This is a genomic window from Streptomyces kanamyceticus, from assembly GCF_008704495.1.
GTDB lineage: Bacteria > Actinomycetota > Actinomycetes > Streptomycetales > Streptomycetaceae > Streptomyces > Streptomyces kanamyceticus.
Genome location: NZ_CP023699.1, coordinates 7,200,754 through 7,221,142 on the forward strand (window position 1 = coordinate 7,200,754; position 20,389 = coordinate 7,221,142).

The window sequence follows — 20,389 nt, forward strand, 5'->3', positions numbered from 1 at the left end:
ACCCCTGTTGGTTCCCACCGGAACCGCACGGATCTCGCGGGCAGCGCGAAGCAGCCGGTGCGCCGGTCTAAATGCGCAGCACCGAGAGGCGGGCCAGACGTATGCGAGGTGGCGGCGGATCGGGCCGTGGCGCGGGCAGGAGCCGCCCGGGCGACGGCAGCGGGGTGCGGGTCCCGCCGGGCCGCAGAAGCCCGGCCCGCACCAGCACGATGAGCGTGAAGGCGCCGAGGACCGCCAGGCACACGGACAGCGGATCCATGCTCATGCCGTGGTGCGGCTCGGAGGCGGGCGCGACCACGCGCGCGGTGGGCGCGGTGGGCGCGGCCCCCGCCATCTCGTGCCCCATCGACGGCGACATCGGCGCCGACGCGGCGGCGGGCATGCTCGCGCCACCGTCGTGCCCATCGTGACCGTCGTGACCGCCCGAGGGATGCCCCAACGTATGCATCGTGACGATCCCGAGAAGCAGCGCGGCGAGCAGCAGCAACTGCCCGTAGCCCGTGCGGCTCCTCGTCCTCGCCATGCGGCGAACCCTACCCCCGCTGGGTATTCGGCGACATGCGGGCCCCCGGTACTCGGACGATCATGAGCGCATGACGAGTACGGACGAACCGGCACAGACCGGCGACGGTGCCCTGGCGGAGCCGGACCCCGCCGCGCCGCGGCAGTTGATCTCCTGGGTGACGCTCGCCCTCATGACCACCGCGTCCGTGGCCAGCCTGCGCCCCTCGCCGTCGATGGCCATCTACGGGCTCGCCGCGGTCTTCCTCTATCTGCTGCCCGCCATCGTCTTCCTGCTCCCCACCGCCCTGGTCGGCGCCGAACTGGCCTCCGGGTGGTCCGGCGGCATCTACCGGTGGGTGAGCGAGGCGCTCGGCAAGCCGCTCGGGTTCGTCGCCGTGTGGTGCCAGTTCGCCATGACCATCGCGTACTACCCGAGCCTGCTCGCCTACGTGGCCTCGACGTTCGCGTACGTCGTGCACCCGAGCCTCGCCGAGAACGGCCCCTACGTAGCGATCGTCATCGTCGTCATCTACTGGACGGGCGTGTGGATCACCTCGCGCGGCACCAGGACCGTCGCGGGGCTCTCCTCGCTCGGGCTCGTCATCGGCACGCTCATCCCCGGCGTCGTCCTCGTCGTGCTCGGCCTCGTCTTCCTGGGGCAGGGCAACGCGTCCGCCGCGCCCATGTCCCCGGACCACTGGCTGCCGCCGTGGACCGGGCTCGCCAGCCTGGTCCTCATCGTCAACAACTTCCTCTCCTACGCGGGCATGGAGATGAACGGCGTCCATGTGTCGTCCCTGCGCCACCCCCGCGCCGAGTACCCGCGCTCGATCTTCCTCGCCACCGGCCTCGTCCTGCTGATCTTCATCCTTCCGGCCCTGGCCATCAGCTGGGTCATGCCGTCGGAGCAGCTCAGCCTCACCGCGGGGCTGATGCAGGCGTTCCAGGCGTTCTTCGACCACTTCCACGTCGGCTGGCTGACGAAGGTCGTCGGCATCATGCTCGTCATGGCCGCGCTCGGCGGCATGCTCACCTGGCTCGCGGGGCCTTCCAAGGGGCTGGTGACGCTCGCCAGGCAGGAGGGCTATCTGCCGCCCTTCCTGCAGAAGTTCAACAAGGCGGGCGTGCCGCGGAACATCATGGTCGCGCAGGGCGTGGTGACCACCCTGATCGGCGTCCTCTACGCCTTCAGCGACGACGTCTCCAGTGCCTACTGGATGTTCTCCGTCATCACCGTGCAGATCTATCTGATCGCCTACTTGCTGATGTTCGTGTCCGTCGTGCGGCTGCGGAAGTCCCAGCCGCACGTGGCGCGCGGCTTCGTGGTGCCTGCCGTGACGCTCGTCGCGGGCGTCGGATTCGTCGCCTCGGTCCTCGCCCTCGCCATCGGCTTCGTGCCGCCCGACCAGTTCGGCAAGGGGCCGCTCTGGCGCTATCTGCTGATCGTCGGCGGCGGTCTGCTCGCGCTGGGCGTCCTGGCTCCCGCCGCGTTCCTCAAGTTCCGCAAACCCGGCTGGATCCACCCCGACCACAGGGCGCTCGATGGAACCAAATAGCATTTGTCAACCGATGTCATCATCCACGACGACCGTCACGGCAGAGGCCATGTCCCCACGGAAGCAGCCGCGCACCACCCGGACCTCCGCCGTGCTCGTCCCGCTCCTCCTGCTCATCGGCGCCCTCACGTACAGCACCTGGCTGCTGGAGGCGTTCCTGCCGACGGGCCTGTCGCCCCTGCGGTCGTACGTCAGCGAACTCGCCGGAGAGGACCAGCCGTACGGGACCTTCTTCCGCACGGCCGACCTGCTCGGGGGCCTCTTCGTCCTCCTGGGCGCGGTGGCCGCGCTGGTGTGGCTCGAACGCCGGGTCCTGACCGTGGCGGGCTGGGCCGGTCTCGTCCTGTTCGGCGCGGCCACGGTGGCCGACTCGCGGTTGCCGCTGAGCTGCGCGCCGACCGCCGACGCGGGCTGCGCGGCGCGGGAGCGTGCGGGTGACATCCCCTGGACGCACGCCGCGCACGCGTTCAGCAGCAGCCTGGCGGTCGCGGGGGCGCTGATCGGCATGGTGCTGCTCACGGTCGCCGCCCGGCGAGGCACGGCCGCCTGGCCCCTCCTCGCACGCACGGGACCCGTCCTCGTCGTCATCGAACTGGCCGCCACCGGCTGGACGCTGGCGTCCGTCGCCGCGTTCGACGCGGGGCACGGCACCTGGGGCCTCGGGATCGCCCAGCGCTTCCAGCTCCTGTCCATCGCGGTCTGGATCGCGCTCCTCGCCTGGTCGGTGCGGCGGCGGTGACCTTCGTACGCGTCGGGGGAGTGCCGCACCACGTCGAGGTGACCGGCAGCGGGCCCGTCTGCGTGCTGAGCGCCGGGCTCGGGCTCAGCTGGTTCGACTGGGACCGCGTGGTGCCGCTGCTCGCGCCGTCCCGCACCGTCGTCCGCTTCGACCGCCCCGGGCTCGGCCTGAGCGGGCACGCGCGCGTGGCGCCCACCGCGCGCGGCGAGGCCGAGCGGATCCGTGCCGTCCTCGACGCGGTGGGGCTCGGCGGGCGGCGGGTCACGGTGGCGGGCCACTCGCTCGCCGGATTCCACGCCGAGGCGTTCGCGCGCCTGTACCCGGAGCGGACTGCGGGCCTCGTCCTGGTGGACTCCAGCGTGGAGGAACACCCGCGCGTCCGGTTGCCGCGTGCCCCACGGGTGGCCTGCACGCGCGCGTGCGCGACGGTGCTGTGCGCGGCCGGGGTGCCGAGGGCGGTGGGCCCCCTGCTGCGGCGCCTGCTGGCACCTCACCCCCAGGCCTGGGTCTACGGAACCAGCCGTGTGTGGCAGGCGGCACTCATGGAGTACGCGACGTACGGCGACGTGGCGATCGAACTCTCCGCCCTGCGCAGCGAGTTCCCCCTGGCCGACCTGCCGGTGACGGTCCTGGCCGCCCACGCGGGCGGCTCCCGTCGCTGGCTGACCCGCCAGCACCACCTGGCCACGAGCCTCGCGGCACCGTTCCATGTCGCGGAGCCGTCGGGTCACCTGGTCATGCGGGACCGCCCCGCGGACGTGGCGGAGGCGATCCTGACGACGGGCCCCCGTTAGGGGCGCGGGGAACTGCGCGCTCAGCGCGCGAAGAGCCGCAGACGCGTCTGCCGAGGTCCCCGCAGACGCGACTGCGGCTTCTTTGTGGTTGCTCGCGCCCCGCGGCGGAGCCGCAGATGTCACAGCCCCGCGCCCCTTACGGGGCGCCCCCGAACCGCTCAGCAGCCCGCAGGGCGCGGCCGCACGCTGTCGCGGATGACGATGTGCGTGCCCAGGAGATGCCGCTCCTGCCCCGCGCGGGGCGACCCGGACAGTGCCTGGCGTACGGCCGTGCGCCCCATTTCCTCGGCGGGGATGTGCACCGTGGTCAGCCCCGGCGTGATGTCGCCCGCGACGGGGTCGTCGTTGTAGCCGACCACCGACATGTCATCGGGCACCCGGAGCCCGAACTCGCGCAGCGCGATGATCGCCGCCGCGGCGGCCCGGTCGTCGCCCGCGAAGACGGCGGTGAACTCCGGCTTCCCTCCTGCCTTTTCGAGCAGGTCCCGCATCGCCCGGTAGCCGTTGTTCTGCCCGAAGCCGACCCCGTGGAGGAGGGCGTCGTCACGCGATACGCCGTGGTCGTCGAGCGCGCGGAGGTAGCCGACGACCCGGTCCTCGCCGGTGGTGTTCCCCGGCTGGTAGCCGAGCAGCGCGATCCGCCGGTGTCCCGCGCCCAGGAGATGGCTGGTGACGGCGTGGGCACCCGCTTCGTTGTCGTACTCCACGACGAGCGCGGGCACGTCGGGCGCGGGCGCGGGCCTGCCGCACAGCACGAGCCGGGATCCCGCCGCCGCGAGCGCCTCGGCGTAACGCGCCATCCGCTGGCGGTACTCGTCGTCCTCGATGACGCCGCCCACAAGCACCACGGCCTCGGCGGCCTGTTCGCGCATCATCTGGACGAGGGCGAGCTCACGGGCGGGATCGCTGCCCGTGGAGGAGACGAGGGTGAGGCGGCCGCGCTGGGCGGCCTCCATCTCCACGCCCTGCGCGACCCCCGCGTAGAACGCGCCCACCACGTCGAACATGAGCACGGCGATCGTCTTGCGGCCCGCGCCGGCCAACGCGCGCGCGTGCGCGTTGGCGACGTAGTCCAGATCCTTGACCGCCCGCAGCACCTTGGCGCGCGACGCCGTCGACGTCGGGTAGTTGCCCGCGAGCACCCGCGAGACGGTCGCTACCGAGACGCCCGCCCGCGCGGCCACTTCGCGGATGGTGACCCGCTCGCCCATGTCTCTCCCTCATTCGGCAACCAGCTTGATCCGGGGCGGAGTTGCTCCCACGGCGGCCCACCCGCCCCGGACCCATCATCCCGCGCCCCACCGCCGGGTCAGTGCGCGGCCTCGTACTCCTTGAGGAACTCCTCGGCGGACCGCTTGCCGCCCTGCGACTGCCACTTGGCGTGCACGGCGTCCCAGTCGGAGAGCTTCTTGCGCCCGGAGACGATCGCCGTGACGCCGTCCTCGATGATCTGCTGCATCGAGGCGCCCTGCCGGTTGTACGTGTCCGACATCAGGCCCCAGTGGTCGTCGGGCACCAGGAGCGGCACGACCTTCTTCTCCCAGGCGTGCAGCCGCTCGGTGAGGTCGGGGAATCCGGGGAAGTACAGGGGCTGCGGCGCGTCCATCAGGTAGGGGAAGGGGAGGTTGGTCTTGGAGTCGACCAGGCCCAGCGACGTGGCGACCGGATCGCCGTCCTTGTTGTACGTGAAGTGGGTGCCCTCCACTCCGTAGTGCATCAGCTCGTACTCCTTCGAACCGAACGGCGAGGCAAGCCAGTTGAGGACGCGCAGCATCAGCTTGACGCGCTCCTTGGACGCCTTCTTGATGACGGTGTAGCCGAAACAGCCGCGGTTCTGCTGGTAGACGGGGGTGACGCCGTCGACCGCGTAGGGCTCGGCGACGTCCAGGGTGAACTCGTCCTTGATGCCCTGGGCGTTGGAGATGACGGCGCCCCAGCCGTCGGTCATCGAGCGGACGGTGCCGTTGTAGAACTGGGTCTTCAGGTCCACCTGGGAGATCGAGGTGGCGTCCGGGTTGTACGAGCCGTTCTTGCGCATGGTGGCCATGTACTCCAGGGCGGCCCTGAACTCGTCGGTCCCGTACATGTCGGTGACCTTGCCGCCCTTGATCTGCCACTGGTTGGGCGCGCCGTGCCACATCGCGTGGTAGAGGTACCCGAAGAAGCCCACCGTGGACGCGCCGAGGGTGAACTTCCTTCCCTGCGAGCCCTCTTGGGCCATGGCTTGGAAGTCCGGGGCGGACATGCCCGGCTTGTACCCGGCCTTGTCGAACGCCTCGCGGTTGATGAACATCGCGCCCTGCACCTTGGCCCGCTCGATCGGCAGTCCGTAGATGCGCCCGGCGATGTGGCCCATGCCCTCCCAGGCGTACGTGGGGATGTTGGCCAGGTTGGGATAGTCGTTGACGGCGTCGCCCGACAAATAGTCGCTCAGGTCCGCGCACCGCGACTTCACGAACTGCGATTCGCGCGGCAGCACGTACCCGCCACCGAAGTTGATCATGTCGGGCAGGTCGTCGCCGGACATCAGCGTGGACATCTTGGCGCGGAAGTCCGCGTCCGGCACGACGGTGAACTCGACCTCGACGCCCAGGGCTTCGTTGACGGCCTGCCAGTACTTGTTGTCGCCGACCGGCTTCGGCGGGGTGCCGTAGGTGATGGTCATGACCTTGATCTTCTGCTTGCCGTCGCCGGGCTTCTCGGCCATCGCCCGCACGAGGTCCTCCGGGTACTTCGTGTACCCGGGCTGCACGCCCTCGGCGGTCGGCGCCAGATCGGGGGTGGGGCCCTTGGCGGGCGTGTACTTCGGCCAGGGCACCACCTTCTTGCCCGCGTTGGAGACGTTGCCGCCGCCGCTGGAGTCGGTGGAGCAGGCGGTGAGGAGGGACGGGGCGGCGAGCGCGGCGCCGCCGACGGCTATGGAGCGGAGCAGCGTGCGCCGCGACATCGAGGAACCGGACACGTGAATGAGCCCTTCTGGACGACGAGTTGGGGTCAGCTCTTGATGGCGCCGGTGAGCACGCCCTTGGTGAAGTACTTCTGGAGGAAGGGGTAGACGAGCAGGATCGGCACGGTGGCGATCACCAGGACGGCCATCTGCGTCGTCTGCGGGGCGGAGACCATGCCCGCCTCGCTCAGCCCGGTGTCGGCGATCTGCGAGCCGCCGATGACGTACGTGCGAAGGACCTGGGAGAGCGGCCAGTGGTCCGACTCCATGTAGATGGAGGCATGGAACCAGGCGTTCCAGTAGCTCACCGCGTAGAACAGGGAGACCACCGCGAGGGCCGCCTTGGACAGCGGGAGCACGATCCGCCAGAGGATCTGCCAGTCCCCGGCGCCGTCGAGCCTGGCCGCCTCGTACAGCTCCTCGGGAATGCCCTGGAAGAAGCCGCGCAGCACGATCAGATTGAAGACGTTGATCAGTACGGGCGCGACGAGAGCGGCATACGTATCCATCATCCCCATGCCCTTGACCAGCAGGAACGCGGGGATCATGCCGGGCGGGAAGAGGAAGGTGAACAGGATGAGGAGCAGCACCGGCTTGCCGCCGAAGACGCCGGGGCGGGCCAGGGCGTACGCGAGGAACGTGGTGCACGCGAGCGAGAAGAGCGTGCCCGCGACCGTCAGGCCGACGCTCACCCCGAGCGCCTTGGTGACGATGCCGCCCTCCAGGATGTTCCGGTAGGCGCGCAGCGTCGGATCGCTCGGCCAGAGCACCCAGCCGCCGTTGTCCACGACCTCCCGGTTGGAGGCGAGCGACGTCGAGATGATCACCAGGAACGGGATCAGTACGAGGCCGAGTACGACGACGACGGCGATGCCCTTCGCGGCCTTGGTCGCGAACCGCGGCTTCTCCATCCAGGCCGGGCGCGTTGCTTGACTGGCACTCACTTGTAGACCCCCTGCTCGCCGAGCCGGTGGGCGACCCGGTTGGCGGTGAAGACGAGCGCCGCGCCGACGACACCCTTGAACAGACCGGCCGCCGCCGCGTATCCGGTGTCGCCGCCGACGATGCCCTGCCAGAAGACGAAGGTGTCGAGGACCTCGCCGACCTCGGGGCCCACCGACTGCCGCTGCAGCAGCATCTGTTCGAAGCCGACCGAGAGGATGTCGCCGAGTCGCATGATCAGCAGCAGGATGACGATGGGTCGGATGCTGGGCAACGTGACGTGCCAGAAGCGGCGCCAGGGGCCCGCCCCGTCGATGGCCGCGGCTTCGTACTGCTGCTCGTCGACCTGCATCAGCGCGGCGAGGAAAATGATCGTCCCCCACCCGGCGTCCTTCCAGATCACCTCGATGACCACGAGCGGCTTGTACGCCTCCGGGTTGCCGATGATGTCGACGGTGTGCAGCCCGGAGTCGCTGAGGAAGGTGTTCAAAAGGCCGGTGTCACTGAGCACTTGCTGGAACAAGGCCACCACGACGACCCACGAGAGGAAGTGCGGCAGATAGATCACGGACTGCGTGAAGCGGCGCAGCAGGTCCGAGCTCAGACTGTGCAGCAGCAGCGCGAGCGCCAGCGGGGCCGGGAAGAAGAACACCAGCTGCAGTACGGCGATGAAGAGGGTGTTCCACGTCGCGTGCCAGAAGTCCGGATCGCCGAACATCCGCGAGAAGTTCTCCGTGCCCACCCAAGGGCTGGCCCACAGGCCGTCGAAGGGCACGTACTCCTTGAAGGCCACGGCGTTGGCGATGAACGCGCCGTAGTGGAAGACCAGGAAGTACACGAGCCCCGGCACCATGAGCAGCACCAGGAAGCGGGTGCGCTGAAACCGCTTCCACAGCTCACCACGCCCGGTTTTCCTACCATTTGAACCACTGTTGCTTCGCTTTGGCGGCTTCACCGCCTCGGTTTCCGCCCGGTCCTTCGTCACCGTCGGCACGGCAACCCCTCCGTCGTCGGAATAAGGTGCCCGGAATCTAAAGCGGTTACTGGCCTTGGTCAACCCCCTCCGCCCGCCTGTCTCTTGACCGCTCTCCCGGATTGGTCCTAGCCTCCAGTGCGCTGGTGAGTAACCGGTTACTACGAGGGACGGTCACGCGTGGCAGAACAGGCAGAGGCGAAACGGGGACCGGTCGTGGCCCTGGCCATGGGCGTCGAGGTCGCGGAGCGTGTGTTCGCGCCCGATCTACGCGAACGGCTGGCGCGCGGCGTCGAGTTGAGCCCGGACGTCCTCGCCGACGGGCTCACCACCCCGGCGGCCCGCGCGGTGCTCGCCGACACGGAGATCCTGGTCACCGGCTGGGAGTGCCCACCGCTCACGGCGGAGGTGCTGGCCCACGCGCCCCGCCTCCGGGCGGTCGTGCACGCCGCGGGCTCGGTCAAACCGATGGTGACGGAGGCGGTGTGGGACCGCGGAATCATCGTCTCCTCCGCGGCGGACGCCAACGCGGATCCGGTGGTGGCGTTCACGCTGGCGGCGATCACGTTCGCGGCGAAGGGGGCGCTGCCGACGGCCGCGAACTACGCCCGGGGCTGGCCGTCGTTCACCGACCGCACCGGTGCGGACGCGCGCACGATCGGGGTGATCGGGGCGTCGCGGATCGGCCGCAGGGTCATCGCGGCGCTGCGGGCGTCGGATGCGGGTTTCCGGATCCTCCTCACGGATCCCTACGTGACGGCTGCGGAGGCGGCGTCGCTGGGGACGGAGCTCGCGGACCTCCCCGAACTCTGCCGCCGCAGCAGCGTGGTCACCGTCCACGCTCCTCAACTCCCTGAGACGCGGGGCCTCTTGAGCGCTGCGATGCTCCAACTGATCCCGGACGGCGGGGTCGTCATCAACACGGCTCGCGGTTCCCTCGTCGATACGGAGGCGTTGGCGCGGGAGTGTGCGTTGGGGCGCCTGGACGCGTTCCTGGACGTGACGGATCCCGAGCCGCTGCCTCCCGGGCATGCGCTGCTCCACCTTCGGAACGTGCTGGTGACTCCGCATGTCGCGGGGGCTCAGGGGAGCGAGGTTCGGCGCCTCGGCGAGTACGCGGTCTCAGAGGTGGAACGTCTTACCCGTGGGGAGCCGCTCAGGGGCCGCCTGCACCGCGACGACCTGCCCCGCCTGGCATAACCCCTCGGCACCGCCCCCTGCCGACCCGCCCCGTGGCTTGAGCCCCCGCTCCCGCGCTTCTGCACCGGGGGACTGCCTCTACCCGCACCGTGGCTTGAGCCCCCGTTCCGCCCCTCGGCACCGGGGGCTGTGCCCACCCGTTCCGCCGTGCGGAACAATTGCCCACAGCGGGAGCGGCTCTGCCCACCGTCCCACCGGCGCGCGGTCGCGTACAGCGCTAGCGGGAGCGGCTCTGCCCACCGTCCCACCGGGCACGCGGTCGCGCACAGCGGTGGCGGGAGCGGCCCCATCACCGGCCTCCGTCGCGCGGCAACTCCCACCGTTCCGCAGTCGCGAGCGCGCCCGAGGGGCCGGGAGGGAGCCCCGCCGGTCCGCAGTCGCGAGCGCTCCTGAGGGGACGTGGCGGTATGTTCGCCCGGAGCACTGGGGGCCTCGTTCCGAGGTGCCCAAGCCGTGGCGGTGCGCCTGGGACGGCGAGGACGGACATACCGCCGCGGCCCCGCCCCAAGTCCGAGCCCTAGGCGAACCCGCCCGACACCCGAGCCCGAGGCGAATCCCGCTCCACCCTCGAGCCCGAGGCGAATCCCGCTCCACGACCGAGCCCGAGGCGGAGCCTTGCCTGACACCGGAGCCCGAGGCGGACCCCCGCCCGACACCGGAGCCCGAGGCAGACCCCCGCCCGACACCGGAGCCCGAGGCAGACCCCCGCCCGACACCGGAGCCCGAGGCAGACCCCCGCCCCACACCCACCCGTTACGCCTTGGCGCCCCGCGCCTTGAGCAGCGTCGCCATCAGCGAGATCTCCGACTCCTGCGACTCCACCATCCCCCGCGCCAACCTCCGCTCCACCTCAACCCCGCACCGCTCCACACACCCCTGAGCCATATGCACCCCACCCCGGTGATGCCGAGTCATCAACTGCAGATACAGCACCTCCGCCTTCTTCCCGCTCAGCCCCCGCAGCCGCGCAAGCTCCGAGTTCGTCGCCATCCCCGGCATCAACGCCCCGTCCTCACCCGCCGGCGCGTCCCCCATCCCCATCCACTCCATCGGCGCCCCCTCCGGCACCTTCGGCAGCTCCCACAGGTCCAGCCACCCCAGCAGCATCCCGCGCTGATTCGCCTGCGTCTGCGCGATGTCGTACGCGAGCCGCCGAATCTCCACGTCGTCGGTGCGGTCGCGCACGATGTACGACATCTCCACGGCCTGCTGGTGATGGACGGCCATGTCCCGCGCGAAGCCCGCGTCCGCCGACGAACTCGCGGGCGCCCCACCGGAGTCGGATCCGGAGCCGTCCGTCGCGGCGACGGCGGCGGTGATGCCACCCGCCACGAGGACCGCCGCGGCGGCGGAGCCGACGATCCAGTTCGTCCGGGTGGTCGTGCGACGCCTCACTGCGCCATGCCGTTGGTGCAGGCCGCACCCGGCTCAGGCGTCTGCTTGCCCTGGACGTACGTGGAGAAGAACTCCTTGACCTTGGGGTCGTCCGCCCCGGTCACGCTCCGCTGGTGCGCCCACGCGGTCAGCATGACGGGGTCCTTCTGGTCCTTGACGGGACTCATCAGCGAGTACGGAGTGGACTTGACCTTGGCCGCCAGCTTCTTCAGGTCGGCCGGCTTCGCCTTGTCGTTGTAGGTGACCCAGACGGCGCCGTGCTCCAGCGAGTGCACGGCGTTCACCTCGGGGAGTTCCTTCTTGTAGACGTCGCCGTTGCAGTTCATCCACACCTGGTTGTGGTCACCGCCGACGGGGGGCGTCATCGGATAGTCGACCTTCTTCGACACGTGCGTACGCCCGAGCTTGCCCCAGACCTTCTCGCCGTCGGCGTTGACCTTGGCCGCGGGCCACGCCTTCGAGTCCGTCGTCGAGCCGTCGTCGTCGGACGCCTTGGAGAAGAGGACGAAGCCGCCCACGCCGAGCGCCGCGACGACGACCGCGCTGACGGTCACCGTGAGGGCGCGCCCCCGGCGTTCGCGTGCGCGGTCCGCCCGGCGCATCTCCTCTATCCGGGCCTTGCGGGAGGCGTTGCTCGTGTTCTTGGCGGAGCCCATGGTGTGTCCTTCTGCGAAAGAAGCGAACGGGACGTAGAACAGACGTAGAACAGATCAGTAGAGCAGATCAGCTGATCGTAAGGGTGATGGGCGCCAGGGCTGTAGGGCCTCCGAAATTTGAACCGGGGATGCGCATTACCTACGCTCGAGGGATGCGCCTCATGCGATCCACCGACCTGGCCCTGCGCGCCCTGATGCGCCTGGCCGTGGCGGGCGACGTGGCGCCCACGACGCGCGAGGTGGCCGCCGACATGGCGGTGCCGTACACGCATGCGGCGAAGGTCGTCGCCGAGCTGCAGAAGCTGGGCCTGCTGGAAGCGCGTAGGGGCAGGGGCGGCGGCCTGACGCTGACGGAGGCGGGCCGTACGGCGTCGGTGGGCGCGCTGGTGAGGTCGTTCGAGGGCGAGGGCGACGTGGTGGAGTGCGAGGGCCCCACACCCTGCCCGCTGAATTCCGCGTGCCGCCTGCGCGGGGCGCTGCGCAGGGCCCAGGAGGCGTTCTACGCCTCGCTGGACCCGGTCACGGTGGAGGACATCGCGGCATCCCCGACGGGCCCGCTGCTCCTGAACATCGCGTCCCGCGACGAAACCTGATCCCGCGGACCTGATCCCGCCGACCTGCTGCCTCAGGCCTGCTGCCCCAGCCACAGATCGGGCCCGAACACCTCGTAGTGGATGTCGGCCGGAGCCACCCCTCGCCCGATGAGCTGGGCCCGCACCTCCCGCATGAAGGGCAGCGGCCCGCACAGGTACGCGCGCGTGCCCGCGGCGATCGGCGGCAGGGCGGTGAGATCGACGCGCCCGGTGAGCGCGGCGGGGTGCTCCTGATCCGGGCCGGGCCGCTCGTAGAAGAAGTGCGCGGCGGCGTCCGGGAGTTTGCCCGTGTACGCCGCGTGGTCGGCGCGCAGCGCGTGCTCGGCGGGGGAGCGGTCGGCGTGCACGACGGTGACGGGAGCCCGGTGTCCGGTGGCGGCCAGCTGCTCCAGCATGGCGATCATTGGGGTGACGCCGATGCCCGCGGACGCCAGCAGAAGCGGGGTGTCGGCGTCGCTCTCGTCGAGGACGAGATCCCCGTAGGGGGCGGAGAGCCGCAGCACCGCACCTTCCCGCACGTGCGCGTGGAGATACCGCGAGACCTCCCCGTCCGGCGTTCGCGAGCCGTCAGGCGTTCCCGAGTCGTCCGGCCTTCCCGAGCCGTCCGGCGCCCCCGCGCCACCCCGCACCCGCTTGACGCTGATCTGCCGCACGTCCGAGCCGGGCGCCGCGGAGAGGCTGTACTGCCGTATCTGCCGTGCCCCGTCGGGCAGTTGGACCTGCACCGAGACGTACTGCCCCGGCCGGAAGCCCGGTACGGGGACCGCCGCCGCGGGGGGCGACGCCACGGGCCGCAGCTGGAACGTGGCGACGTCCGCCGTCTCCTCGACGCGCCCCACGACCTCCCACTCGCGCCAGGTGTCGTCCGCGGTGACGCCCTGCTCGGCGTAGAGCCGGGCCTCGATGGCGATGAGGGCGTTGGCCATCAGCCAGTAGACCTCGTCCCAGGCGGCGGCGACCTCGGGGGTCACCGCGTCGCCGAGCACCTCGGCGATGGCCGCGAAGAGGTGCTCGTGCACCACGGCGTACTGGCCGGGGGCGACGCCGAGCGAGGCGTGCTTGTGCGCGATGCGCCGGAGCATCACGTCGGGCCGCTCGTCGGGGTGCTCCACCAGGTACGTGGCGAACGCGGCGATGGACCCGGCCAGGGCCTGCCGCTGGGTGCCCGCGGCCTGGTTGCCGCGGTTGAAGAGGTCCCGCAGGAGCTCGGGGTGGGCCGTGAAGAGCCGGTCGTAGAAGCGCCCGGTGATGTCGCCGATGGCCCCGCCGACGACGGGGAGGGTGGCGCGGACGGTCGCGGCGGACGGTTCTGACAGCAACGGGACTCCTCTGGCCGGTCGAGAGGGGCGGATAACCGTCCCCTTGTCGGTTTCTGACCGTATATAAGTTGCATCTGAGATGCAACTTATAGGGGGGCGGTCCTGGAGGGCCGGAGGAGCGGGGGCGGCCCGCTGTTACAGAGGCGCGGTTCAGCAGGCACTATGGGCACAGGGCGGCACGGCACGGGCGGGTACGCGGTCTGCAACGCGCTCGAAACGGTGTAGTGGGATGCTCATGTGCCCCGATGTGTCCGTGGCGCGGGCGCAGGCGGCCTGACCAGCAAGGATGGGTGGAATCGGAAGATGGACAAGCAGCAGGAATTCGTGCTCAGGACTCTTGAGGAGCGCGACATCCGGTTCGTACGCCTATGGTTCACGGACGTCCTCGGCTTCCTGAAGTCGGTGGCCGTGGCCCCGGCCGAGCTCGAGCAGGCCTTCGACGAGGGCATCGGCTTCGACGGCTCGGCGATCGAGGGTTTCGCCCGGGTGTACGAGTCCGACATGATCGCCAAGCCGGACCCCTCGACCTTCCAGGTGCTGCCCTGGCGCGCCGAGGCCCCCGGCACCGCCCGGATGTTCTGCGACATCCTGATGCCGGACGGCTCCCCGTCCTTCGCGGACCCGCGCTACGTGCTCAAGCGCGCCCTCGCCAAGACCTCCGACCTCGGTTTCACCTTCTACACCCACCCCGAGATCGAGTTCTTCCTGCTCAAGGACAAGCCGCTGGACGGCTCGCGGCCCACCCCCGCCGACAACTCCGGCTACTTCGACCACACCCCGCAGAACGTGGGCATGGACTTCCGCCGCCAGGCCATCACGATGCTCGAATCCATGGGCATCTCGGTCGAGTTCAGCCACCACGAGGGCGCCCCGGGCCAGCAGGAGATCGACCTGCGCTACGCCGACGCGCTCTCCACCGCGGACAACATCATGACGTTCCGCCTGGTCATGAAGCAGGTCGCCCTGGAGCAGGGGGTCAACGCGACCTTCATGCCGAAGCCGTTCTCCGAGCACCCCGGCTCGGGCATGCACACGCACCTCTCCCTCTTCGAGGGCGATCGCAACGCGTTCTACGAATCGGGCGCCGAGTACCAGCTCTCCAAGGTCGGCCGCTCCTTCATCGCGGGCCTGCTGCAGCACGCCGCGGAGATCTCCGCCGTCACCAACCAGTGGGTGAACTCCTACAAGCGCATCTGGGGCGGCTCCGAGCGCACGGCGGGCGCGGGCGGCGAGGCCCCCTCGTACATCTGCTGGGGCCACAACAACCGCTCGGCCCTGATCCGCGTCCCCATGTACAAGCCCGGCAAGACGGGCTCGGCGCGCGTCGAGGTCCGCTCGATCGACTCGGGCGCGAACCCCTACCTGACGTACGCGGTGCTCCTCGCCGCTGGCCTCAAGGGGATCGAGGAGGGCTACGAGCTGCCGCCGGGCGCCGACGACGACGTGTGGGCCCTCTCCGACGCCGAGCGCCGCGCGATGGGCATCGAGCCGCTCCCGCAGAACCTCGGCGAGGCGATCGCGCTGATGGAGCGCAGCGAACTGGTGGCCGAGACGCTCGGTGAGCACGTGTACGACTTCTTCCTGCGCAACAAGAAGCAGGAATGGGAGGAGTACCGCTCCGAGGTCACGGCCTTCGAACTCCGCAAGAACCTGCCGGTGCTGTAATGCGGCGCGATTAACTCAAGCAACCACAGAAAAGCCGCGGGCGCGGCCGCCGGGAAATTCGGCGGCCGCGCCCGCGGCTTTTCCTATTGCCTGAAAAATGTGGTCACGCACGGTAAACCGAACGTCTGGGCGCGTCCACTGAGGGGAAAGCTCCGGAAACCGACACTCTTGGTTCCGGTTATCGACTCTCGATGACCGAATCCCACCAGGGAAGGTGTCACCATGCGTTCAGCCGTGAAGCGGCTACCGGTCGTCGCTCTGATGACGACCATGCTCGGCGCCGTACAAGTCATCGGCTACGCGTCGTCCGCGCAGGCGGCCGAGGGAATCCAGTTCCAGCAGCTCCTCAACGGAGAGAAGCTTCCTGACGGCGACGTCGTCCAGGCGACCGTCCTGCCCGGCGGCGCGGCCCCCGACACGATCTCCATCCAGCTGAAGCTGTCCGGGGTCACCTGGTGGAAGGGCATCCAGACGGGGTCCATCGTGCTCTGTCAGGCCCAGGACAACCAGCAGTCCTCCAGCGCCCAGGTCTCCGTCTCCGACTTCAACGCCCACGGACTGCAGCTGTGGAAGGCCAAGACGTTCGGCGTGCACACGGAGATGTACAACATCGTCGACGCCACGCAGAAGATGTCCGGCGGGAACTCCTACATTTTCATCTGGACGAAGGACTAGTCATCATGAATTCAGTCGCCAAGCGACTTTCGACCGCCACTCTGATGGCCGTTCTGCTGACGTCCGCGGCCGGCGTGCACACCGCGGCGGCGAGCGCGCCCGAGGCCGCCCGTCCCCAAGCCGCTGCCACGGTGGCGCAGGACCCCGGCACGGGGTGGACCTTCTACGCCGCGTTCGCGACCGCGGGCGCCTGCTGGGCCAAGGCCGCGGCGTACAAGAACGAATACTGGTGGGTCGACGCGACCACCTGCGTCTTCAACTCCGCGCAGAACAGCTGGTTCATGTTCTACGAGTCGTAGGCCGGTACCGCCGAGTCGCCGCGTTCCGGCGACTCGGCGCCCTTTCCCGGTTCCTAGCCGGGGACGATCGCTTCGCGGAGCGACGTCGTCGCCCTGACCCGGTACTCCTGGATCGCCCATCCGTTGCCGTCCGGGTCCTTGAAGTACATGAACGTCCCCCCGTCCTGCGGGGCGTGCGCCACCGGCTCGGAGACGTCGAGCCCCCGCGCGGTCAGCTCCGCGTGCGCGGCCTTCGCGTCGGCGACGCAGAGCTGGAGGCCCTGGTACGAGCCCGCGGCCGGTGTCGGTCCGTCCATCGTGTCCCAGAGTGTGTCGGCCAGGGCGATGGAACAGCCCGATCCGGGCGGGGTCAGCTGGACGATGCGCATGCCCGGCATGACCTCCGTGTCGATGTCGACGTGGAAGCCGAGCTTGTCGCGGTAGAACGCCATGGACGCGTCGATGTCGCTCACGGGCAGCGGAATCACTTCGAGTGTGTACTCCATGAGCCGCAGTACACCAGGGAGTCGGCCCCCTGTCAGCGCCCGAACCGCCACCGCGTCTGGCTGAACGGCTCGCCCTTGCCGAAACCGAACACGGTGCGCGGCCGCACCGCGAAGACGTACGCGTGTCCCGCGCCGTGGTGGAAGCAGCCGTCCCTGACCTCGTAGTGCCAGAAGCTGCCGTACTTCTCCTCCCACGCGGCGGCGAGCCCCCGCAGCTCCGCGTCGTCGGCGACCCGCACCGCCGTGCCCTCCACGACCAGGTCGTAGCCCTTGTCCCAGAGGTTCACGCCGGTGGTCAGGACGGTCTCGGGGTTGGCGGCGAGATTGCGGGCCTTGCGCTCCTCGGGTCCTGTGGCGAAGTGCAGCGCGCCGTCCCGCCAGACCGCGGGGAGCGGCGTGACGTGCGGGCGCCCTTCCGGGCGTACGGTCGAGATCCGGAACTGTCTGCATGGTCCGTACGGGGTCGGACTCCGCGCGCGGGCGGAACTCATCGGCGAGGCCGTAGGCTCTGGCCAGGAGTGAGGGAACGGAGGCGCGGGACCATGACGCTGCCGCACGAGGGGGAGAGCGCGAAGCGCCCGCTGAAAGGGGGGTGGCGGGAGACCGGGGGACGCAGGAGCAGTACGTTCACGCGGCTGCTGCGGCACGGCTTCACCGATCCCTCGGCGGCCGAGCGGCTGCTCGACGCCCCGGACCTGGACACGGTCCGTGACGACCCGCTGCTCCTCGACGCACTCGGCGCCACCGCGGACCCCGACCTCGCGCTGCTCGGCCTTGTCCGGCTCGTCGAGGGCCAGGAGGACGAGGTGGGCCGCCGCGAGCTGCTCGACACCCTGGTCACCGCCAAGCCGCTGCGCGACCGCCTGCTCGGCGTGCTCGGCGCCTCCGAGGCGCTCGCCGACCACCTGGCGCGGCACCCCCGCGACTGGCGGGCCCTCGTCACCTACGAGGCGGTCGACCTGCACCCCGGTGTCGAGGAGTTCGAGCGGGGCCTGGCCGAGGCCACGGACCCGGTGTCGCTGCGCGTCTCCTACCGCCGCTGTCTGCTCGCCATAGCGGCCCGCGACGTGTGCGGCACCACCGACGTCGCCGAGGCCGCGGCCGAGCTCGCCGACCTCGCGACGGCGACGCTGCGCGCGGCGCTCGCCATGGCCCGCGCGGCCGCGCCCGCCGACGCCGCGCAGTGCAGGCTCGCGGTCATCGCGATGGGCAAGTGCGGTGGCCACGAGCTCAATTACGTCTCGGACGTCGACGTCATCTTCGTCGGCGAGGCCGTCGAAGGGGCCGACGAGGGCAAGGCGCTGCGGGCCGCGACCCGGCTCGCCTCGCACATGATGCGGATCTGCTCGGAGACCAACGTCGAGGGCACCATCTGGCCGGTCGACGCGAACCTGCGCCCGGAGGGCCGCAACGGCCCGCTGGTGCGCACCCTGAGCAGCCATCTCGCCTACTACCAGCGGTGGGCGAAGACCTGGGAGTTCCAGGCGCTGCTCAAGGCCCGCCCGGTCGCGGGCGACCTGGAGCTCGGCGAGGAGTACGTCGCCACGCTCGCGCCGCTCGTCTGGCACGCCGCCGAGCGCGAGAACTTCGTGGCCGACGTGCAGAAGATGCGCCGCCGCGTCATCGAGAACATCCCCGCGGGCGAGGTCGACCGGGAGCTGAAGCTCGGACCCGGCGGGCTGCGGGACGTCGAATTCGCCGTACAGATGCTGCAGTTGGTGCACGGCCGCAGCGACACGTCCATCCGCAGCGGCTCCACGCTCGAAGCGCTCGCGGCGCTCGGCGCGGGCGGGTACGTGGGGCGGGTCGACGCCGCCCAGCTCGACGACGCGTACCGCTTCCTGCGCGCCCTGGAACACCGCATCCAGCTCTACAAGCTGCGGCGCACCCACCTGGTGCCCGAGGACGACGCGGACCTGCGCCGCATCGGCCGCTCGCTCGGCATGCGCACCGAGCCGATCACCGAGCTGAACCGCGCCTGGAAGCGGCACACCTCCGTGGTGCGCAGGCTGCACGAGAAGCTCTTCTACCGTCCGCTGCTCGACGCCGTCGCCCAACTCGCCCCCGGCGAGACCCGGTTGAGTACGACCGCGGCGCGCGAGCGGCTCGTCGCGCTCGGCTACGCGGACCCGAGCGCCGCGCTCAGGCACCTGGAGGCGCTGGCGTCCGGGGTGTCCCGCAAGGCGGCCATCCAGCGCACGCTGCTTCCCGTCCTGCTCGGCTGGTTCGCGGACTCGGCCGACCCGGACGCGGGCCTGCTCGGCTTCCGCAAGGTGTCCGACGCGCTCGGCAAAACCCCTTGGTACCTCAGGCTGTTGAGGGACGAGGGCGCAGCGGCCGAGAACCTGGCGCGGGTCCTCTCCGCCGGACGGCTCGCCCCCGACCTGCTGCTGCGCGCCCCCGAGGCGGTCGCCCTGCTCGGCGATCAGCGGGGCCTCGAACCGCGCGGCCGCGCGGCCCTCGAACAGGAGATCCTGGCCGCGGTGCGCCGCGCGGACGGCGCGGAGCAGGCGGTGACGGCGGCCCGCGGAGTGCGCAGGCGCGAGCTGTTCCGTACGGCCGCGGGCGACATCATCGGTTCCTACGGCACGGAGGAGAGCCCCGCGGAGGCCGACCCCGGCGCGCTGGTGGACCGGGTCGGCGACGCCATCTCCGACCTGACGTCGGCCACCCTCGCGGGCACGCTCCGCGCGGTCGTCCGCGACGGCTGGGGCGACACGCTGCCGACCCGCTTCGCCGTGATCGGCATGGGCCGCTTCGGCGGCCACGAGCTGGGCTACGGCTCGGACGCCGACGTCCTGTTCGTGCACGAGCCGCGCGAGGGCGCCGACGAGCAGGAGGCGGCGAAGGCGGCCGCCAAGGTGGTCGCCGAGATGCGCAGGCTCCTCCAACTCCCCTCCGCCGACCCGCCGTTGCTCATCGACGCGGATCTGCGCCCGGAGGGCAGGAGCGGCCCCCTGGTGCGCACGCTCAAGTCGTACGCGGCCTACTACCGCCGCTGGTCCCTGGTCTGGGAGTCCCAGGCGCTCCTGCGGGCCGAACCGGTCGCGGGCGACGAGGAACTCGGCCGCGCCTTCATCGACCTCGTCGCCCCGCTGCGCTACCCGCCCGAGGGCCTCGGCGAGGACGCGATCCGCGAGGTCCGCCGCCTCAAGGCCCGCATGGAGGCGGAGCGGATGCCGCGCGGCGCCGACCCGACCCTGCACGCCAAGCTGGGCCGCGGCGGCCTCTCCGACGTCGAATGGACCGTCCAGCTCCTGCAGTTGGAGCACGCCTGGGCCGAGCCGGGCCTGCGCACGACCCGCACCCGCGAGGCGCTCGCCGCGGCCTGCGCGGCGGAGCTGATCCCGGCCGAGGAGGCGGCGACCCTCGACGAGGCCTGGGTGCTCGCGACGCGCGTACGGAACGCGGTGATGCTGGTGCGCGGCCGCGCGGGCGACACCTTCCCCTCCGATGGACGGGAACTGGCCGCGGTGGCGCGCTACTTGGGCTACGACCCCGGACACGTCGGCGACATGCTCGACGACTACCGGCGGATCACCCGCAGGGCGCGGGCGGTCATGGAGGAGCGATTTTACGGGGCGTAGGGCGCGCTTGAGCAGTTTCGGCGCATTACCTCAACCCGCTTCGCGGGCGGGGCCAGGCTG

At 70.7% G+C, this 20,389-nt stretch carries 19 protein-coding genes; 9 read left to right on the plus strand and 10 right to left on the minus strand.

Annotated features, from left to right (window positions below):
* Positions 1 to 67: 67 nt before the first annotated feature.
* Positions 68 to 523 carry a hypothetical protein gene (locus CP970_RS31120; protein ID WP_055551233.1) on the minus strand — a complete coding sequence of 152 codons (456 nt, stop codon included), beginning with the start codon at positions 521 to 523 and terminating at the stop codon, positions 68 to 70.
* 70 nt (positions 524 to 593) lie between these two features.
* On the opposite strand from CP970_RS31120, the gene CP970_RS31125 reads away from it, so the two are divergent.
* From CP970_RS31125 to CP970_RS31135, 3 genes are read left to right on the plus strand one after another with little or no spacing between them, the layout of a single operon-like run.
* Complete coding sequence (locus CP970_RS31125) at positions 594 to 2,060, plus strand: APC family permease (RefSeq protein ID WP_055551231.1); 1,467 nt, start codon at positions 594 to 596, stop codon at positions 2,058 to 2,060.
* Positions 2,061 to 2,073: 13 nt separating this feature from the next.
* On the plus strand, positions 2,074 to 2,799 hold the full coding sequence (locus CP970_RS31130) for a DUF998 domain-containing protein (protein ID WP_079043754.1): 726 nt from the start codon (positions 2,074 to 2,076) through the stop codon (positions 2,797 to 2,799).
* Positions 2,796 to 3,593 carry an alpha/beta fold hydrolase gene (locus CP970_RS31135; protein ID WP_150494242.1) on the plus strand — a complete coding sequence of 266 codons (798 nt, stop codon included), beginning with the start codon at positions 2,796 to 2,798 and terminating at the stop codon, positions 3,591 to 3,593. Before CP970_RS31130 ends, CP970_RS31135 begins: the two co-directional genes overlap by 4 nt.
* Before the next feature lie 158 nt (positions 3,594 to 3,751).
* Here the strand turns inward: CP970_RS31135 and CP970_RS31140 are convergent, their stop codons facing one another.
* The 4 genes from CP970_RS31140 to CP970_RS31155 form a co-directional block, all read right to left on the minus strand.
* Positions 3,752 to 4,804, minus strand: a complete 1,053-nt coding sequence (locus CP970_RS31140; RefSeq protein WP_150494244.1) for a LacI family DNA-binding transcriptional regulator — start codon at positions 4,802 to 4,804, stop codon at positions 3,752 to 3,754.
* Between the two features lie 98 nt (positions 4,805 to 4,902).
* Positions 4,903 to 6,540: an extracellular solute-binding protein gene (locus CP970_RS31145; RefSeq protein WP_055553421.1), complete on the minus strand. Its 1,638-nt coding sequence runs from the start codon at positions 6,538 to 6,540 to the stop codon at positions 4,903 to 4,905.
* Between the two features lie 47 nt (positions 6,541 to 6,587).
* Positions 6,588 to 7,451, minus strand: coding sequence for a carbohydrate ABC transporter permease (locus CP970_RS31150; RefSeq protein WP_055553416.1), 864 nt, complete (start codon positions 7,449 to 7,451; stop codon positions 6,588 to 6,590).
* Positions 7,452 to 7,480: 29 nt separating this feature from the next.
* Positions 7,481 to 8,335, minus strand: a complete 855-nt coding sequence (locus CP970_RS31155; RefSeq protein ID WP_055553418.1) for an ABC transporter permease — start codon at positions 8,333 to 8,335, stop codon at positions 7,481 to 7,483.
* Between the two features lie 348 nt (positions 8,336 to 8,683).
* Between CP970_RS31155 and CP970_RS31160 the strand changes: the two genes are divergently transcribed.
* On the plus strand, positions 8,684 to 9,655 hold the full coding sequence (locus CP970_RS31160; protein WP_150494891.1) for a hydroxyacid dehydrogenase: 972 nt from the start codon (positions 8,684 to 8,686) through the stop codon (positions 9,653 to 9,655).
* Between the two features lie 753 nt (positions 9,656 to 10,408).
* Here CP970_RS31160 and CP970_RS31165 read toward each other — a convergent pair.
* Positions 10,409 to 11,050 (minus strand): DUF305 domain-containing protein, encoded by a 642-nt coding sequence (locus tag CP970_RS31165; RefSeq protein WP_055547216.1) that lies wholly within the window; start codon positions 11,048 to 11,050, stop codon positions 10,409 to 10,411.
* On the minus strand, positions 11,047 to 11,706 hold the full coding sequence (locus CP970_RS31170; RefSeq protein ID WP_055547218.1) for a DUF3105 domain-containing protein: 660 nt from the start codon (positions 11,704 to 11,706) through the stop codon (positions 11,047 to 11,049). Before CP970_RS31170 ends, CP970_RS31165 begins: the two co-directional genes overlap by 4 nt.
* Positions 11,707 to 11,858: 152 nt before the next feature.
* Between CP970_RS31170 and CP970_RS31175 the strand changes: the two genes are divergently transcribed.
* A complete protein-coding gene (locus CP970_RS31175; RefSeq protein ID WP_055547220.1) occupies positions 11,859 to 12,299 on the plus strand; it encodes an RrF2 family transcriptional regulator in 441 nt (146 codons plus the stop codon).
* A gap of 32 nt (positions 12,300 to 12,331) precedes the next feature.
* Here the strand turns inward: CP970_RS31175 and CP970_RS31180 are convergent, their stop codons facing one another.
* Positions 12,332 to 13,618, minus strand: coding sequence for a globin domain-containing protein (locus CP970_RS31180; protein ID WP_055547222.1), 1,287 nt, complete (start codon positions 13,616 to 13,618; stop codon positions 12,332 to 12,334).
* Between the two features lie 303 nt (positions 13,619 to 13,921).
* Between CP970_RS31180 and CP970_RS31185 the strand changes: the two genes are divergently transcribed.
* The 3 genes from CP970_RS31185 to CP970_RS31195 all read left to right on the plus strand — a co-directional run bounded on the left by CP970_RS31185 (position 13,922) and on the right by CP970_RS31195 (position 16,257).
* Positions 13,922 to 15,283, plus strand: a complete 1,362-nt coding sequence (locus CP970_RS31185) for a glutamine synthetase family protein (protein ID WP_055547224.1) — start codon at positions 13,922 to 13,924, stop codon at positions 15,281 to 15,283.
* Between the two features lie 222 nt (positions 15,284 to 15,505).
* Positions 15,506 to 15,958, plus strand: coding sequence for a hypothetical protein (locus CP970_RS31190; protein ID WP_150494245.1), 453 nt, complete (start codon positions 15,506 to 15,508; stop codon positions 15,956 to 15,958).
* Between the two features lie 5 nt (positions 15,959 to 15,963).
* Positions 15,964 to 16,257: a hypothetical protein gene (locus CP970_RS31195; RefSeq protein WP_150494247.1), complete on the plus strand. Its 294-nt coding sequence runs from the start codon at positions 15,964 to 15,966 to the stop codon at positions 16,255 to 16,257.
* A gap of 53 nt (positions 16,258 to 16,310) precedes the next feature.
* On the opposite strand, the gene CP970_RS31200 is transcribed toward CP970_RS31195, so the two are convergent.
* Positions 16,311 to 16,742 carry a VOC family protein gene (locus CP970_RS31200; RefSeq protein ID WP_055547230.1) on the minus strand — a complete coding sequence of 144 codons (432 nt, stop codon included), beginning with the start codon at positions 16,740 to 16,742 and terminating at the stop codon, positions 16,311 to 16,313.
* A gap of 32 nt (positions 16,743 to 16,774) precedes the next feature.
* Positions 16,775 to 17,233, minus strand: coding sequence for a pyridoxamine 5'-phosphate oxidase family protein (locus CP970_RS31205; protein ID WP_055547232.1), 459 nt, complete (start codon positions 17,231 to 17,233; stop codon positions 16,775 to 16,777).
* Positions 17,234 to 17,284: 51 nt separating this feature from the next.
* On the opposite strand from CP970_RS31205, the gene CP970_RS31210 reads away from it, so the two are divergent.
* Positions 17,285 to 20,329 (plus strand): bifunctional [glutamine synthetase] adenylyltransferase/[glutamine synthetase]-adenylyl-L-tyrosine phosphorylase, encoded by a 3,045-nt coding sequence (locus CP970_RS31210; protein ID WP_079043492.1) that lies wholly within the window; start codon positions 17,285 to 17,287, stop codon positions 20,327 to 20,329.
* Positions 20,330 to 20,389 lie beyond the last annotated feature (60 nt).

Bases quoted from the DNA above. Each gene is read 5' to 3' on its own strand.
- CP970_RS31120 (WP_055551233.1), bottom strand. From the start codon at position 523: ATGGCGAGGACGAGGAGCCGCACGGGCTACGGGCAGTTGCTGCTGCTC.
- CP970_RS31125 (WP_055551231.1), top strand. From the start codon at position 594: ATGACGAGTACGGACGAACCGGCACAGACCGGCGACGGTGCCCTGGCG.
- CP970_RS31130 (WP_079043754.1), top strand. From the start codon at position 2,074: ATGTCATCATCCACGACGACCGTCACGGCAGAGGCCATGTCCCCACGG.
- CP970_RS31140 (WP_150494244.1), bottom strand. From the start codon at position 4,804: ATGGGCGAGCGGGTCACCATCCGCGAAGTGGCCGCGCGGGCGGGCGTC.
- CP970_RS31145 (WP_055553421.1), bottom strand. From the start codon at position 6,540: ATGTCGCGGCGCACGCTGCTCCGCTCCATAGCCGTCGGCGGCGCCGCG.
- CP970_RS31150 (WP_055553416.1), bottom strand. From the start codon at position 7,451: ATGGAGAAGCCGCGGTTCGCGACCAAGGCCGCGAAGGGCATCGCCGTC.
- CP970_RS31155 (WP_055553418.1), bottom strand. From the start codon at position 8,335: ATGGTGCCGGGGCTCGTGTACTTCCTGGTCTTCCACTACGGCGCGTTC.
- CP970_RS31160 (WP_150494891.1), top strand. From the start codon at position 8,684: ATGGGCGTCGAGGTCGCGGAGCGTGTGTTCGCGCCCGATCTACGCGAA.
- CP970_RS31170 (WP_055547218.1), bottom strand. From the start codon at position 11,706: ATGGGCTCCGCCAAGAACACGAGCAACGCCTCCCGCAAGGCCCGGATA.
- CP970_RS31175 (WP_055547220.1), top strand. From the start codon at position 11,859: ATGCGCCTCATGCGATCCACCGACCTGGCCCTGCGCGCCCTGATGCGC.
- CP970_RS31185 (WP_055547224.1), top strand. From the start codon at position 13,922: ATGGACAAGCAGCAGGAATTCGTGCTCAGGACTCTTGAGGAGCGCGAC.
- CP970_RS31190 (WP_150494245.1), top strand. From the start codon at position 15,506: ATGCGTTCAGCCGTGAAGCGGCTACCGGTCGTCGCTCTGATGACGACC.
- CP970_RS31195 (WP_150494247.1), top strand. From the start codon at position 15,964: ATGAATTCAGTCGCCAAGCGACTTTCGACCGCCACTCTGATGGCCGTT.
- CP970_RS31200 (WP_055547230.1), bottom strand. From the start codon at position 16,742: ATGGAGTACACACTCGAAGTGATTCCGCTGCCCGTGAGCGACATCGAC.
- CP970_RS31205 (WP_055547232.1), bottom strand. From the start codon at position 17,233: ATGAGTTCCGCCCGCGCGCGGAGTCCGACCCCGTACGGACCATGCAGA.
- CP970_RS31210 (WP_079043492.1), top strand. From the start codon at position 17,285: ATGACGCTGCCGCACGAGGGGGAGAGCGCGAAGCGCCCGCTGAAAGGG.